Origin of the sequence: Bradyrhizobium sp. 62B, assembly GCF_030272265.2 — a bacterium.
GTDB lineage: Bacteria > Pseudomonadota > Alphaproteobacteria > Rhizobiales > Xanthobacteraceae > Bradyrhizobium.
This window is the reverse complement of record NZ_CP092841.2, coordinates 698548-713823: the sequence shown is the minus strand read 5'-3', so window position 1 is coordinate 713823 and position 15276 is coordinate 698548. Positions and strand designations below refer to the sequence as shown.

Sequence of the window (15276 nt, the reverse complement as noted above, 5' to 3'; positions counted from 1 at the left end):
ATCTGGCTCGACTCAGTTCGGGTTGAGTTTGCCAGGGAATGCTCTCGTAGAATGTCGTCCGTGATTGCATTGCGTCGTGCGGCGCTGTTTCTCACTGCCGCAGCAGGAGTTCTTCTGCTGACGCTGCCGCATGCCCAGGCGCAATGGTGGAAGCGCGCGCCGGTCGACTTCGAGGAATGCGCCGACGCCGCAGAGAAGGCCGCGACCAAGGCCGAGAAGACCTCCGCGCTCGCCAATTGCAACGCCAAGTTCGCCGGCCGCCGCAAGCCGGGCGGCGGCTATTCCTATTACGACTTCCTGCAGGATCGCACCTTCGACATCGCCGGGCCCAACCCGACGCCGGAGGAACAGAAGAAGATCGACGAAGCCTACACCGCTTATCTCGCCAGGGAGCGTCGCAACAACGAGGCCGCCCAGGCGACCGCGCGCCAACAGCGCGAGCAGCAGGAGCAACAGGCGCGGCAACTCCAGCAGGTGGCGCTGCAGACCGAAACCGAACGCGTCCGCGTGCCGGTCCCGATCGAGCGGCCGAAGGTGCAGCAGACCGTCGGCCAGCGAAAGGGCGCGCCCTGCACCAAGGGCTCTTTCTCCTGCGAATGGCCGCGGCTGTCGGAGAGCTTGAACGACTTGAAGAAGCTGTTCAACCCGGCGCCGAGCAAGCCGGCGAAGAAGAGCTGAGCTCCTCGGCTTCATTCCGCTGCCGCCGCAAACTCGGCTGTCGTCCCGGAGAAGCGTCAGCGCAGGTCCGGGACGACAGTGGAGTGTGTGGCCTCAGTTCGTGTGCTTCTTCTTGCTGCGCTTCGGCTTGACCACCGGCGCTGTCGCTGTCGGCGGACCACCCAATTGCGACCTGCTCTCCTGCAGGCGCCTGTCATAGCCGGGCGAGGTCACGACCGTCGGGGGCCTTGCGTGAGCAAGCGTCGAGATGCCGCAGAGCGCGGCGAGCGCGAACCCGATCTTCAGACAATGCCTCATGGCATGCTCCATCACCGTCAAGCTCTACCCGCGGATCTGCTGCGGCGTCAGACGCGGCGGTCCGTTGCCGGCCGTCTCGGCTTCCCTGATCAGCGCAACAATACGGCGCATCAGCGGCACCTCGACGTGGTTCTGCTCGGCGAGCGCGATCACGGCGCCCTGGAGATAGTCGATCTCGGTCTTGCGGCCGTGTTTCAGGTCCTGCCACATCGAGGAGCGCGCCTCGGGATCGATCTTCATGGTCCGCCCCAGGATCGCTTTGAAGATCGCATCGGGCAGCCGCAGCAAGGCCGGAGACCAGTTCATCGGGATCGGCGTCGCCGAGACCGGCGCGATGCCCGCGGCCTTCAGCGCGGCAAGCCCCTCCGCCATCTGGTCGGCGAACAATCTTCGCCAGTCGCGGCTCGCCAGTTGAGCGGCGAGCGGCATATCCGACAGCGCGCTGAGCGCGTTGTTCAGATTGATGATCAGCTTGCCCCATTGCACGCCGGTGATGTCACGGCTCGCACGCACACTGAGGCCCGGCACCGAAAGCGCAGCTGCCGTGTTCGCGGCGTCCTCGCCGATATGGATGTCGCCGGAGGTCGAGCGATGGAAACGGCCCTCGCCCATTGCGATCACGTTGAACGGCACCATCCCGGCGAGCACGCGACGGCCACCGAGGCGCTCGCGCAGCACCGCGACATTGCCGACACCGTTCTGAAGCGAGACGATGACGGCATCCTCGGGCGCATGCCGCGCGATCTGATCCGCGACATCGGCGCTGTCGGCGCTCTTGACGGTCACCAGCACGATGCCGGCGCTGTGCAGGATCGCGGGATCATCCGACAGCGCGAGCTGGCCTGCGCTGAGCTTCTTCTCGGAGCCGTCGAAATCGGTCAGAAGCAGGCCGAACCGCTCGATCTCGGTCTTCACCCGCGGCCGCGCCAGCAGCGCGACGCGGCGTCCCGCCGCAGCCAGCATGCCGCCGACGAAACAGCCGATGGCGCCGGCGCCGGCCACCACGATCGGTCGATCCGCAACCACTTAGCTTGCTCCCTGAACGAGACGGCCTTCGATAGCAGAGGCGAGGCCGGCAACCAATCGCGTCGCATCCGACTTGTAACGGTCATGACAGCCCCATATGTTTTCGCCCCGGGGGCAGTCAGCGGCGCGCGATCGCCGAACGAGACGCCAAAGGAGAGCACCATGGGTCTACTCGACGTCCTCAACGGCATGCAGAACGGCCCGCGGGGCCCCTCCACGCCGAGCTCCGAAAAGTCCTCCGGCGGCATGTCGCCGATGACCATGGCGCTGCTCGGCCTGCTCGCCTGGAAGGCGTTCAAGCACATGACCGCAAACCAGTCCGGTACGGCGCCGCAACCCTCTCCGACGCCGGCCCCTCCGCCCGTCACCGCCGATAACGGCGGTCTTGGCGGTCTCGGAGGCCTGCTCAAGGGCGGCCTCGGCGGCCTGCTCGCAGGCGGCGCGGCCGGCACGGTGCTCAGCGGCGGCCTCGGCGACCTCCTCAACCAGTTGCAGCAGGGCGGCCACGGCGACGCCGCGAATTCCTGGGTCGGCAAGGGCCAGAACAAGCCGATCGCGCCGGGCGATCTCGCCAGCGCACTCGGCGCCGACCAGATCGAGAGCCTGTCCGCCCAGAGCGGCCTCTCGCGCGAGGAGCTGCTCAACGGCCTCAGCCAGTATCTGCCGCAGGTGATCGACCATCTGACGCCGGACGGGCGGCTGCCGACCGAGAACGAGCTCTCGGGCAGACTTTAATCCAAACTCGATCGACGCGTTCTCGGGAAGGGGAGCACACTCATGAGCATGGGCGGCCTGTTGTGGATCATCGTCGTCGGCTTCATTGCCGGCCTCATCGCGCGCTGGCTGGCGCCCGGGCCGAACAATCCGAGCGGCTTCATCCTCACCACCATCCTCGGCATCGCCGGCGCGTTCCTGGCGACCTTCGTCGGCCAGGCCATCGGCCATTACAGCCCCGACCAGGGCGCCGGCTTCATCATGGCCACGATCGGCGCGGTGGTGGTGCTGTTCATCTGGCACCGGCTGGTGGCAAGCGGGGTGATCAAGGGGTAGCTTGTCGTCATTCCGGGGCGCGCGACGCGCGAGCCCGGAATGACGTTGCTTCACCTCACGTAATCAAATGCATCCCCGCATCCATGCGCACGACCTCGCCGGTCATGTTGCTGGACGCCGGCATCGCCAGGAAGCAGACGAGCTGCGCGATATCCTCCGCTGACGAGGCGACCTTGAGCGGCACCTTCGCCACGACGCTGTCGCGCACCTGCTTGGCGCCGGCCTCGCCGCGGCCCTTGGTGAACCAGGGCGTATCGATATAGCCGGGACACACCGTGTTGACGCGGATCAGCGGCGCCAGCGCGCGTGACAGCGACAGCGTCATGGTGTTGAGCGCGCCCTTGCTCGCGGCATAGGCGATCGACGAGCCGACGCCGCTGATGCCGGCGACCGAGGACACGTTGACCACGGCGGAGGGCCGCTCCGAGGCCTTCGCGCCGGCCTCGAGCAGGCTGCGCGCCGCGCGCACCATCTGGAACGGGCCGATGGTATTGACGCCATAAACCCGCTGGAAATCTTCGGCCGATAATCCGTCGAGGTCGGCATGCGCCACGTGTTTGGTGGTGCCGGCATTGTTGACGAGGATATCGAGGCGGCCCCATCCGCTGGCGGCCGCGACGATCCTGCGGCAATCCTCGTCCTTCGAGACGTCGCCCTGGGCGACCAGCACCTCCGCCGCGCCGGCCTTGCGGCAGAGCTCAGCCGTGGCCTCGGCCTCGGTCTTGCTCGACGAATAATTGATGACGAGCCGCGCGCCGCTGCGCGCGAGAATTTCGGCGGTCGCCGCGCCAAGGCCGGAGGCCGACCCCGTCACGATTGCGCACAGATTGTCCTTGGCCATCTTGATGTCCTTCCCCGTGGCTCTGATCTTTCGCGTCCTGTTTAGCGAGTTTGCGGCGCCCTGCAAATCGAGCAAACTCCGCTAAGCGGAATTAGCTTGGTGCCCATGCCCGCGCCGCAGGTTGACCTGCGATCAACGCTTGTCAGGGCCATGGCTTTTTCGGATCATCGGGCGCAAGAAGACCTGCGCGGGTCGCTCGATCAGGCGGACGCGCCAACGGCAAAACACGGGGAACGCTGTGGCGGAGAGTGACAACATCGTCGTCGAGACCGCGGAGAAGATCTTCGCCGATCTCGCCGATCCGCAAACCATCAACAACGACAAGAAGAATTCATGGCAGGCGCCGCTGTGGCAGGCGCTGAGTGAAGCCGGCCTGCCCTTGTCCTGGGTGCCTGATGATCTCGGCGGCTCCGGCACAAGCCTGGCCGACGGTTTTGCGCTGCTGAACGCCGCCGGGCGCTTCGCGGTCGCAGTTCCCCTCGCCGAGACCATGCTGGCGGGCTGGCTGCTGGCGCAGGCGAAGATCGCCTCACCCGAGGGCGAGATGACGGTGCTGCCGGCTTCCCCTCGGGATCGCATCACCCTCGATGCCGACGGCTCGCTCTCCGGCCGTGCGCGCGGCGTGCCTTTTGCCAAGGCGGCCAAGCATTTTGCGGTGCTGGCGCATGGCAAGGACGGCATTTCGATCGCGCTGGTCGATGCCGGCAAAGGCCGGATCGAATCCGGCCTCAATGTCGGCTACGACCACAGCGACACCGTGACCTTCGACAAGGTGCAGCCCGTCGCGCTCAAGCCTGCGCCGAAGGGCTTTGACCAGACCACGATGATGCTGATGGGCGGCGTTGCGCGCAGCCTGCAGATCGCGGGCGCGCTGGAATCGATGCTCGACATCTCCGTGCGCTATTCCAACGAGCGTGTCGCCTTCGAGAAGAAGATCTCGAAATTCCAGGCGGTGCAGCACAACCTCGCCCGCCTCGCCGGCGAATCCGCCGCCGCGCTCGCGGCGGCGACCTCGGCGGCCGACGCCATCGCGAATGCCGGAAGTTTTGACGACGAGGTTTATCTCGAAGCCGCCGCCGCAAAGATCCGCTGCGCGGAAGCTGCGGAAAAGGGCGGAGCCATCGCCCATCAGGTGCACGGCGCGATCGGCTTCACCCTGGAGCACATCCTGCACCGCTATTCGCTGCGGGCGCTGGCCTGGCGCGACGATTTCGGTTCGGAAAGCCACTGGGCCGTCGAGCTCGGCAAGCTGGTCGCCACCAGAGGCGCCGACGAATTGTGGCCGCTCGTGGCGTCGCGCTGATCAGGGAGAGAAACACATGACTGCTGCCCTTCGTTTCGATCCGATCCGCCTGCCCGAGAAGTGCGAGCAACTCCGCAAGGAGGTGCGCGCCTTCCTCGCCGAGGAAATCGCCGCCGGCACCTTCGATCCGCACAAGCCCAACCGCGAGGACACCGACGCGCCGGAATTCTCCCGCCGGGTCGGCGCCAAGGGCTGGCTGGGAATGACCTGGCCGAAGAAATATGGCGGCCAGGAGCGCTCCTTCCTCGAACGTTACGTGGTGACCGAGGAGATGCGTGTCGCCAATGCGCCGACGCGGCGCTTCTTCGTCGCCGACCGCCAGAGCGGGCCGGTGCTGCTGAAATATGCCCCTGAACATATCAAGATGGAGATCCTGCCGCGGATCTGCCGCGGCGAGATCTGCTTTGCCATCGGCATGAGCGAGCCGAACTCCGGCTCCGACCTGTTCGCCGCGAAGACGCGCGCGACCAAGACCGACGGCGGCTATCTCATCAACGGCACCAAGATCTGGACCTCGTCGGCGCACATCGCCGACTACATGATCGCGATCTTCCGGACCTCGCCGCCGACCAAGGAGAACCGCCGCCACGGCCTGACCCAGTTCCTGGTCAAGATGAAGCAGCCGGGCATCAAGGTGAATCCGATCGGCCAGATCACCGGCCAGTACGAGTTCAACGAGGTCGTCTTCACAGACTTCTTCGTGCCCGATGATCACGTGCTCGGCGAGGTCGACGGCGCCTGGAAGCAGGCAACGAGCGAGCTTGCCTATGAGCGCTCGGGCCCCGAGCGCTTCCTCGAAACCTATTACGTGCTGACCGAGCTGGTCCGCGCGGTCGGCCCCAATCCGGACACGCGCAGCGCCGAAGGCATCGGCCGTCTCGTCGCGCAGCTCCACACCATGCGGCGCATGTCGGTCTCCGTTGCCGGCATGTTGGAAGCCGGCAAGGAGCCGGTGGTCGAGGCGTCCATCGTCAAGGACATCGGCACGGTCTGGGAGCAGCAGCTTCCGCACCGCGTCCGCGATCTCGCCGCCTTCGTCGAGGAGACCGCGACCAACCGCGAGACCCTGGAACGGCAGCTCGATTTCGCGATCAAGACCGCGCCGAAACTCACCATCCAGGGCGGCACCACCGAGGTGCTGCGCGGCATCATCGCGCGCGGCTTGGGCTTGCGCTAAACCTTCGAGGACATCATGAGCACATATAAAGACATCGGCGTCGAGAAGGTCGGACATGTCGGTACCATCGAGATCCGCCGCCCACCGCTGAACTTCTTCGACATCTCGCTGATCAACCAGATCGCGGACGCGCTCGACGAGTTCGATCGCAACATCGAGATCCGCGCCTCCGTTCTCTCGGCGCAAGGCAAGGCGTTCTGCGCCGGCGCCAACTTCCAGGATCCGGCGCGGCAGGCCCAGGAGGCGCGCGAGGCCGAGAAGAAGGGCGATCCCGCCGACAACCTCGGCTCGATCAACCATCTCTACATCCAGGCCGTACGCATCTTCCGCGCCAAGAAGCCGATCGTCGCCGCCGTGCAGGGCGCCGCCATCGGCGGCGGATTGGGCCTCGCGGTGTCGGCCGATTTCCGCGTCACCTGTCCCGAGGCGCGCTTCTCCGCGAATTTCACCAAGCTCGGCTTTCATCCCGGCTTCGGCCTGACGACGACGCTGCCGGAACTGATCGGCAAGAACAACGCCGAGCTGATGTTCTACACCAGCCGCCGCGTCACCGGCGAAGAGGCATACAAATGGGGCCTCGCTAACGAGCTGGTGCCGCAGGACCAGGTCAAGGCGGCCGCCATGAAGCTCGCCGGCGAGATCGCCGAATGCTCCCCGCTCGGCCTGCTCTCCACCCGCGCCACCATGCGCAACGGGCTCGCCGACCGCGTCATGGCCGCCACCAATCACGAGCTCGCCGAACAGACCAGGTTGCGTGCGACGGAGGATTTCAAGGAAGGCGTCAAGGCCACGGAAGAACGGCGCGCGGCCAATTTTAAGGGGCGATAGCTTCTTCCTTCTCCCCTTGTGGAAGAAGGTGGCGCGAAGCGCCGGATGAGGGGTCTCTCTCCGCGTTCGATTCTCTCGCGATGTGCACGCCGAGAGAGACCCCTCGCCCGTCTCGCCGCTATGGCGGCGAGCCGCCCTCTCCCACAAGGGGGGAGGGTTCAACGCTTCCCACCACCAACGCATCGACGATCGTCACGCTCTGCCCTTCGGCGTGCACCAGCACCGGGTTGAGCTCGATCTCCGCGATTTCTTTTGCGTGCCGCGCGGCGAGCACGGAGATATCGGCGATCAGTTGCGACAGAGCCGCCACATCCGCCTTTGCCGCTCCCCGAAATCCATTCAGCAACGGCGCGGCCTTCAGGCTCGCCAGCATCGCGCCCGCCTCCTCGGCACTCACCGGCGCGGGCCGATAGACGACATCGCGGAACAATTCTGTGGTGATGCCGCCGAGACCCACCATCACGAGGGGACCGAACGTCTCATCCAGCATCGTGCCGACGATGATCTCGACGCCGCGCTTCGCCATCGGGCCGACCAGCACGCCCTGGATATCCGCCTCCGGTCGATGCTTGCGCGCAGCGTCGAGCAAGGCCTCGAACGCGAGAAACGCCTCACCCTTGGTGGCGATGTTGAGGCGCACGCCGCCGACCTCGCTCTTGTGAGCGATATCGCGCGACTGGATCTTCATCGCCAGGGGCAAGCCGACGCGGCCGACCGCCTGGTCGATCTCGCTCTTGTCCCGCACCAGCACCTCATCCGGCAGCACGATGCCGGCGGCGCGGAGCAACGCCTTGCTGTCGGCCTCGGATAGAACCGGCGCCTTCAGATGTGCGGAGAGATCGCGCGGCGGCAGCCGCGTCGCGTCCGCAGTCTTCGGAAGGTTGAACCTCGCGTAATCGACCAGCTGCCGCATCGCGGTGCCGACAAAAGTGAGGCCGGAGAGCACCACCACGCCGGATTTCGCGAGCTCGCGCCGCGCGAAGTCGGATGGCACCGTGTAGGAGTAGAACACCACCGGCTTGTGCTGCGCGGACAGCACCGGCTCCAACTCCTCGTCCTTGAACGGCTTGCGCACTTCGCTCGACAGCGACAGCACGACCAGGATCGCATCGACCTCGTCGGACACGGTGAGCAAATCGACGCTCTTCTGCAGGCCGCCCGAGGTGACACCCTGCGCGGTGACGTCGATCGGGTTGCGCGCCGTGCCATAGGACGGCATCAACGCCTTGATCCCCGCCTGGATGGGCTCGGAGAGCTCCGGCACCCGCAAGCCTTGCAGTGCCACGGCATCCGCGCCCCAGATGCCGGCCCCGCCCGACACCGTCACCACTGCGACGCGGTCGCCCCTCGGCAGGGGATTGCTGGCAAGCATCGCCGCGATGGTCAGCGCCTCGTCGAGATCGTTGGAGACGATCAAGCCGTATTTCGCAAACACCGCGTCATAGGCCGCCGACCAGCCGGCCATGCTCGCGGTATGCGAGGCCGCCGCGCGCTGGCCCGCACCGGAGCGGCCGACTTTCGTGACGATGATCGGTTTCTTCACCTCTGCGGCGCGCCGGGCCGCGGCAAGAAATTTGTCGACGTCGCGGATGCCTTCGATGAATAGCAGGATCACGTCGGTCGAAGCATCCCGCACCATGTAATCCAGGAACTCGCCGGCGCCGAGATCGGATTCGTTGCCGGAGCTGACGACATAGCTGACGGCGACGCCGAGCGCCCGCGCGCGGTGATAATAGGCAAAGCCGATGCCGCCGCTCTGCGCGACGATGCCGATCCGCTTCGTGGTGGCAACGAGCGGCACAACCTCGGGCTTCACATCCACGGCCGGACTGAACGTCGCCGCCACGCGCTGCACCTGGCTGAAGAAACCCTCGGCGTTCGGACCTGAGATCCGCATGCCGGTGCGCCTCGCCAGCGCCCCGATCGCATCCTGCATCGCCGCGCTGTCGCCGCCCTCCTCGGCAAAGCCCGAGGAAATGATCACGGCATTCCTGACGCCGGCGGCGGCGCATTGCTCCAGCGCAGGGAGCACCGCGCGGGCGGGGATGATGATGACGGCAAGATCGATGGGCGCGCCGATCTCGCCGATCGATTTGTGGCAGGCGAGCCCGTCGATGTCGGCATAGTTCGGATTCACCGGGTAGATCTTGCCGGGATACTCGTTCTTGCGCAGCATCGACAGCAGCCGGCTCGGGATCTTCTCGTGATCGCGCGAAGCGCCGATCAGCGCGATGCTGGCGGGAACGAAGAAGCTGTCGAGCGGATGCGGCATGTTGAGGTCCTGCTCTTGTGGCTATCCGTCATCCTGAGGCGCCGGAGCGCAGCGGGGGGCCTCGAAGGATGACGGATTGAGAGCTGGGAAGGCAAGACCTCAACCGGCAAGCCGGAACGTCACCCCACCCAGCAGAAACTCGTTGCCGGCCACCGCGAGCCCCCTGGCCTTGGCGGCATGCAGCACCTGAGCCACGTCGGTCACCCGAAACTCCAGCGCGCTCATGATCTCGCTGACGCCTTTCACGAAACGGAAGGTCGCGTTGGGCAGCTTCAGCTCGGGGCCATCAACCGCAATTCCGATGATCTTGCCCCAATGCTCGGCCAGCCCCTGCGGATCCGGGCTTTGCATCTCCACCGCGACCAGCGCCTGCGTCACGTCCTTGCGGATGAACTTCTGCCAATCCGGCCCCGCGGGCGGATACGGGCCCAGAATGTCGTCGCTGCCTTCGGTGTGATTGAACTCGATGAAGGCGGCGCGGCAGTCGCGGGGATGGAGCTGCACGCCGTGATAGGGCGCGTGGTCGATGACGTTGGCGGTGCGCACGCCAAGCGCATTGGCGTTGCGGCCGCGCTCGTCGGGATCGTTGCAGCAGAAGATCGCCATATAGCCGCCGCGACCGCCGGTCTTCTCAATGAAGCGGCCGGCCGTGGTGCCGTCCTTGAAGGGCGCGACAACCTCCAGCAGGATCGTGTCGACCGGGAGCAGCGCGTTCTCCAGGCCGTATTTCGCGACATTGCCGTCGCGGTAGCAGACGGCAAGGCCCATGATCTCCGCGATGTCGGAGATCACGGGCGCGAGCTGCGGCGCGACGAGGCAGATCTGCCGCAGACGCATATAGGGCGCCACGGTCATGCACCCCTGAAGGTCGGCTTGCGCTTCTCCACGAAGGCTTTTGCGGCCTCCTTGTGGTCCTCGGTGTCGCCGCAGCGGGTGTGATGGATCGCCTCGCCGTCGAAGCAATCCTCCAGCGCCAGATGTTCGGCATTGTTGATGTTGCGCTTGATGAAGCCGAGCGCGATCGAGGGCCCCTGCGCCAGCGACAGCGCGAGCTCGTGGGCTGCGGCGTCGATCTCGGCGTCGGGCACGACCTTGGTCACCATGCCGATCGCATGGGCTTCCCTCGCGGTCAGCACCGGCGACATCAGATAGAGCTCGCGCGCCCGCGCGCTGCCGAGCAGCTGGGTGAGGAAATAGGTGCCGCCGTAATCGCCGGAGAAGCCGACCTTGGCGAAGGCGGTGGTGATCTTGCAAGATTCGGATGCGATGCGGAGGTCGCAGGACAGCGCCATCGACAGGCCCGCACCGGCCGCGGCACCGTCGAGCTGCGCGACCACAGGCTTGGGCATCTGATGCAGGATGCGCGAGACCTCCATGCCGCGGCGAAGGTTCGCCATCTTCACCTCGAACGGCAGCGGCGCGCGGCCGGCCGCCATCGACTTGACGTCGCCGCCGACGCAGAACGAGCCGCCGGCGCCCTTGAACAGCACAGCGCGCACCTCGGGATCGTCAGCCGCGCGCCGCGCCGCCTCGACCAGCCCGGTCACCATCTCCGGGTTGAGCGCGTTCTTCCGCTCCGGGCGGTTCATCGTGATGGTGAGCAGCCCGCCTTCGAGCTTCTGCAGGACCATGTCGTTCATGGGGACGCCTTCCTCGTTGTTTGCTCCGTCATTCCGGGGCGCGCCGTGGCGTGAACTATGGTGCGCAATTGCGCACCTGAGAATCCATTTCTCGACCGTCACTGCCGCCCGATGGATCCCGGGCTCTCGCTTCGCGAGCCCCGGGATGACGACCTATGTTGGGACGCGCTCGTCGTCACAACGATTCACGCCGTCACTTCTTCACCAGCGGACAGCGCGACTGCTCCAGCGACTGGAACGCCTCGTTGCCGGGCACGGTGGCGAGCAGCTTGTAATCGTCCCAGCGGCCCTTCGATTCCGACGGCTTCTTCACCTCGAACAGATACATGTCGTGGATCATGCGGCCGTCCTCGCGGATCTTGCCGTTCTTGGCGAAGAAGTCGTTGATCGGCGTTTCCTTCATCACCTTCATGACAGCGGCCGCGTCGGTCGTGCCGGCCGCCTTCACCGCCTTCAGGTAATGCGTGACGGAGGAGTAGACGCCGGCCTGCGCCGAAGTCGGCGGCCGCTTCACCCGCTCCATGAAGCGCTTCGAGAACGCGCGCGTCTCGTCGTTCATGTCCCAGTAGAACGCTTCCGCCAGCAGCAGCCCCTGCGCGGTCTCGAGGCCGATCGAGTCGATGTCGGTGACGAAGACGAGCAGCGGCGAGACCTTCTGGCCGCCTTTCATGATCCCGAACTCCGCCGCCTGCTTGATGGCGTTGACGGTGTCACCGCCGGCATTGGCGAGGCCGATCACCTTGGCCTTGGAAGCCTGGGCCTGCAGCAGGAACGACGAAAAGTCCGAGGTGTTGAGCGGATGGCGCACGCTGCCGAGCACCTTGCCGCCGGTCTTGGTGACGACGGCACTGGTGTCCTTTTCCAGATCCTGGCCGAAGGCGTAATCGGCCGTGAGGAAGTACCAGCTGTCGAGGCCCGACTTCACCGCGGCAAGGCCGGTCACGTTGGCCTGGCCGTAGGTGTCGAACACATAGTGGATGGTGTAGGGGCCGCAGGCCTCGTTGCTGAGACGGATCGAGCCCGGGCCGTTGAACATGATGATCTTGTTGCGCGCTTTGGCGATCTCGCCGGCCGCAAGCGCCGTCGCGGACGCCGCGACGTCGTAGATCATCTCGACGCCCTGGTTGTCGAGCATGTCGCGGGCGATGTTGCCGGAGAGATCGGCCTTGTTCTGATGGTCGGCCGCGAGCACCTGGATCTTGCGCCCCAGCACTTCGCCGCCGAAATCCTCCACGGCCATCTTGGCCGCGGTCTCGCTGCCGGGACCGGTGATGTCGGCATAGAGGCTCGACATGTCCAGGATGCCGCCGATCTTGAGAGGCGGCTTGTCCTGGGCCTGCGCGGCGTTCGCGCTGAGGGCCAGCGCGGCGGCAAAAATGCCCGACATAATATGCTTCATGGAAAAGACCTCCCTTTATCGCCTGTCTCTGATGGCGGCTTGGTTATTGGTGTTGCCGCAATCATGCCGCATGCGCAACAGCGCAGCAAGCGCGAGGCGCCATGCAGATGAATGATGAATTGCACGCTTTCCGCAAAGCGGAATGATGAGAAGACGCAAGGTGTCTCCGCATCGTCATTGCGGGAGCTCTTGCGACGAAGCAATCCAGAGTCTTCCCGCGGAAATGGTCTGGATGGCTTCCGCCTTCGCCGAAGGCTTCGGCGGACAAGTCGCTGCGCTCGCAATGACGGAACGTGAGGAAACATCTTCGCGACCCACTACGCATGGGCTATGATCGGTCCGCAACGCAACCTCTCCGGGCCACGTGGCGCAACGACGTTTCCTCATCGTCGCATTCCTTCTCGTCGCGGCTGACGCCGCGTTCGCCGCGCCGTGTCAGTTCGAGTCCCAGGGCGAAGGCCGCGTCGCCGCCATCGTCGATGCGCGCAGCGTCCGCCTCGACGACGGCCGCGAAATCCGCCTGATCGGGATCGAGCCCACGGCGACCACGAAACACGCGCTGGCCTCGCTGCTCGCCGGCCGCGACGTCGCGCTCCGCGGCAGCGACGACACGCCGGATCGTTTTGGCCGCCAGGGCGCGCTGGTCTTCCTCGGCGAAAACGACACCTCGGTGCAGGCCATGCTGCTCGCCGAGGGCGACGCCATGGTCTCCGCCGAAATCACGGACAAGGACTGCGCGGCCGCCCTGATGGCGTCGGAAGCAGCGGCGCGGCGCCAAAAAAAGGGCAGCTGGGCTGACCCGTCGGCCATAAAAAACGCGGAAAGTCCGGACGATATTTTGGCGGGGATCGGGCGCTTTGTGGTGGTCGAGGGTAAAGTCCTGTCCGTCCGGCAAGCTGGGGCAATGACCTACCTCAACTTCGGACGAAACTGGACACGGGGCTTTGCCGCGACTATTTCAAAACGCGCGCTGCCGGCGTTTGAAAACGCCGGAATTTCCCTTAAGTCCTTGGAGAGTAAACGTATTCGAGTTCGGGGCTGGGTTGAGGGGACTACGGGGCCGCGTATCGATATACGCCTCGTAGGACAGGTCGAGTTGCTGGGCGCAAACGAGCCGACAGGGGTAAGGCCTTAGAGCAGGCCGGGCACGGGTTAAACGACGTGAATGGGGTGCTAGAACGGCACGTACGGCATGAATGCCGCCGCCTGCGGGCTGCGCCGGCTGCGCTGTGCCTTGCCCTCAGCACGGCGCTGGCGGGCTGCGGCGACATGGGCCGGTTCCAGGCTGCCGCGACCCCTCCGGCCGTCGCGATGCCGAAACCGAAGCCGGCCGTCGCGCAGACCCCCGCGACCGAGAAGGAGCACGAACGCATCCTGGCGAGCTATGGCGGGACCTATGACGATCCCAGGCTCGAATCGCTCGTCAGCAAGACCGTCGACCGGCTGGTCGCGGCCTCGGACCGTCCCGACCAGGGCTACAAGGTCACCATCCTCAATTCCGGCGCGGTGAACGCCTTCGCGCTGCCGAACGGCCAGCTCTATGTCACGCGCGGCCTGCTGGCGCTCGCGAGCGACACCTCGGAACTGTCCTCCGTGCTGAGCCACGAGATGGCGCATGTGCTGTCCAAGCACGCCGCGATGCGCGAGGACCAGGCGCGCCAGGCCGCGATCGTCACCCGCGTCGTCACCGACATGAGCAACGATCCTGACCTCACCGCGCTCGCGCTCGCCAAGACCAAGCTCACCATGGCGAGCTTCTCGCGCAAGCAGGAGTTCGAGGCCGACGGCATCGGCGTCGGCATTTCCGCCAAGGCGCATTTCGACCCCTATGGTGCGGCACGCTTCCTTTCGGCGATGGAGCGCAATGCCGAGCTGAAGGCCGGCAAGTCCTCGCTCGATCCGCGCGCGCAGGATTTCACCTCCTCGCATCCGGCAACCCCGGAGCGTGTGCAGAACGCCCAGAACATCGCGCGGCAATACACGGCCCCCGAAGGCGCCGAGCGCGACCGCGAGACCTATCTCGCCGCGATCGACAACCTCGTCTACGGCGAAGACCCCAGCGAAGGTTTCGTGCGCGGCCGCCGTTTCCTGCATCCGAAGCTTGGCTTCACCTTCCAGGCGCCGGATAATTTCACGCTCGACAACACCGCCCAAGCCGTGATCGGCGTGCGCGAGGGCGGCGCGCAGGCGATGCGTTTCGACGTGGTGCGCGTGCCGGCCGAGCAGTCGCTCGGCGACTACCTGAATTCCGGCTGGATGGAGGGCGTCGAGAAGGCGTCCACCGAAGACATCACCATCAACGGCTTCCCGGCCGCGTCCGCCACCGCCAAGGGCGACCAGTGGCAGTTCAAGGTCTATGCGCTGCGCTTCGGCAGCGACGTCTATCGCTTCATCTTCGCGACGAGGCAGAAATCGACCGAGAGCGAGCGCAACGCGCGCGAGACCGTCAATTCGTTCCGCCGCCTGACGCTCGACGAGATCCAGGCCGCCCGCCCCTTGCGCATCAAGGTCATCACCGTGCAGCCCGGCGACACCGTGGAGTCGCTGTCCCACCGCATGGCCGGCGTCGATCATCCCGCCGAGCGTTTTCGCGTGCTGAACGGGCTCGATCGCACCGCGCAGGTCAAGGTGCGCGATCGCGTGAAGATCGTGGCGGATTGACACGGCAGACCGTCGGCGTAGCCCGGATGGAGCGCAGCGCAATCCGGGGATTGTGCAGGCGGTAACTCTGCCCCGGATTACGCTTCGCTCCATCCGGGCTACAG

15 protein-coding genes are annotated in these 15276 nt (G+C 65.8%); 8 read left to right on the top strand and 7 right to left on the bottom strand.

Annotation, left to right across the window (positions count from 1 at the left end; genetic code table 11):
- The first annotated feature begins 51 nt into the window (after positions 1–51).
- The gene (locus tag ML401_RS03365; RefSeq protein WP_285809782.1) at positions 52–678 is read left to right on the top strand and encodes a hypothetical protein; all 627 of its coding nucleotides are present in this window, start codon (positions 52–54) and stop codon (positions 676–678) included.
- A 93-nt stretch (positions 679–771) separates the two neighbouring features.
- Here ML401_RS03365 and ML401_RS03360 read toward each other — a convergent pair whose 3' ends face one another.
- Together ML401_RS03360 and ML401_RS03355 are read right to left on the bottom strand one after the other, a co-directional pair.
- Positions 772–975, bottom strand: a complete 204-nt coding sequence (locus tag ML401_RS03360; protein WP_211420049.1) for a hypothetical protein — start codon at positions 973–975, stop codon at positions 772–774.
- A 24-nt stretch (positions 976–999) separates the two neighbouring features.
- Complete coding sequence (locus ML401_RS03355; protein ID WP_285809781.1) at positions 1000–2001, bottom strand: 2-dehydropantoate 2-reductase; 1002 nt, start codon at positions 1999–2001, stop codon at positions 1000–1002.
- Positions 2002–2163: 162 nt separating this feature from the next.
- Here ML401_RS03355 and ML401_RS03350 point away from each other — a divergent pair, with 162 nt between their 5' ends.
- Complete coding sequence (locus ML401_RS03350) at positions 2164–2736, top strand: YidB family protein (protein ID WP_211420047.1); 573 nt, start codon at positions 2164–2166, stop codon at positions 2734–2736.
- Between the two features lie 42 nt (positions 2737–2778).
- On the top strand, positions 2779–3051 hold the full coding sequence (locus ML401_RS03345) for a GlsB/YeaQ/YmgE family stress response membrane protein (RefSeq protein ID WP_083636342.1): 273 nt from the start codon (positions 2779–2781) through the stop codon (positions 3049–3051).
- A 55-nt stretch (positions 3052–3106) separates the two neighbouring features.
- Here the strand turns inward: ML401_RS03345 and ML401_RS03340 are convergent, their stop codons facing one another.
- The gene (locus ML401_RS03340) at positions 3107–3892 is read right to left on the bottom strand and encodes an SDR family NAD(P)-dependent oxidoreductase (protein WP_194405661.1); all 786 of its coding nucleotides are present in this window, start codon (positions 3890–3892) and stop codon (positions 3107–3109) included.
- Between the two features lie 238 nt (positions 3893–4130).
- On the opposite strand from ML401_RS03340, the gene ML401_RS03335 reads away from it, so the two are divergent.
- The 3 genes from ML401_RS03335 to ML401_RS03325 are packed head-to-tail and all read left to right on the top strand — an operon-like array spanning position 4131 to position 7200.
- Positions 4131–5195 (top strand): acyl-CoA dehydrogenase family protein, encoded by a 1065-nt coding sequence (locus ML401_RS03335; protein ID WP_285809776.1) that lies wholly within the window; start codon positions 4131–4133, stop codon positions 5193–5195.
- 16 nt (positions 5196–5211) lie between these two features.
- Entirely contained in the window at positions 5212–6372 is a 1161-nt protein-coding gene (locus tag ML401_RS03330; protein WP_194405659.1) for an acyl-CoA dehydrogenase family protein, read from the top strand.
- A gap of 15 nt (positions 6373–6387) precedes the next feature.
- Positions 6388–7200 carry an enoyl-CoA hydratase/isomerase family protein gene (locus tag ML401_RS03325; RefSeq protein ID WP_285809773.1) on the top strand — a complete coding sequence of 271 codons (813 nt, stop codon included), beginning with the start codon at positions 6388–6390 and terminating at the stop codon, positions 7198–7200.
- 118 nt (positions 7201–7318) lie between these two features.
- Here ML401_RS03325 and ML401_RS03320 read toward each other — a convergent pair whose 3' ends face one another.
- The 4 genes from ML401_RS03320 to ML401_RS03305 form a co-directional block, all read right to left on the bottom strand.
- A complete protein-coding gene (locus tag ML401_RS03320) occupies positions 7319–9472 on the bottom strand; it encodes an acetate--CoA ligase family protein (protein WP_285809771.1) in 2154 nt (717 codons plus the stop codon).
- A 99-nt stretch (positions 9473–9571) separates the two neighbouring features.
- Entirely contained in the window at positions 9572–10321 is a 750-nt protein-coding gene (locus ML401_RS03315; RefSeq protein WP_285812807.1) for a hypothetical protein, read from the bottom strand.
- A gap of 2 nt (positions 10322–10323) precedes the next feature.
- On the bottom strand, positions 10324–11112 hold the full coding sequence (locus ML401_RS03310; RefSeq protein ID WP_285809770.1) for an enoyl-CoA hydratase: 789 nt from the start codon (positions 11110–11112) through the stop codon (positions 10324–10326).
- 193 nt (positions 11113–11305) lie between these two features.
- Positions 11306–12511 carry an ABC transporter substrate-binding protein gene (locus ML401_RS03305; RefSeq protein WP_194405654.1) on the bottom strand — a complete coding sequence of 402 codons (1206 nt, stop codon included), beginning with the start codon at positions 12509–12511 and terminating at the stop codon, positions 11306–11308.
- Between the two features lie 364 nt (positions 12512–12875).
- Between ML401_RS03305 and ML401_RS03300 the strand changes: the two genes are divergently transcribed.
- Together ML401_RS03300 and ML401_RS03295 are read left to right on the top strand one after the other, a co-directional pair.
- Complete coding sequence (locus ML401_RS03300; RefSeq protein WP_376717341.1) at positions 12876–13646, top strand: thermonuclease family protein; 771 nt, start codon at positions 12876–12878, stop codon at positions 13644–13646.
- A gap of 134 nt (positions 13647–13780) precedes the next feature.
- Positions 13781–15172 carry a M48 family metalloprotease gene (locus tag ML401_RS03295; RefSeq protein WP_285812805.1) on the top strand — a complete coding sequence of 464 codons (1392 nt, stop codon included), beginning with the start codon at positions 13781–13783 and terminating at the stop codon, positions 15170–15172.
- Positions 15173–15276: the final 104 nt, after the last annotated feature.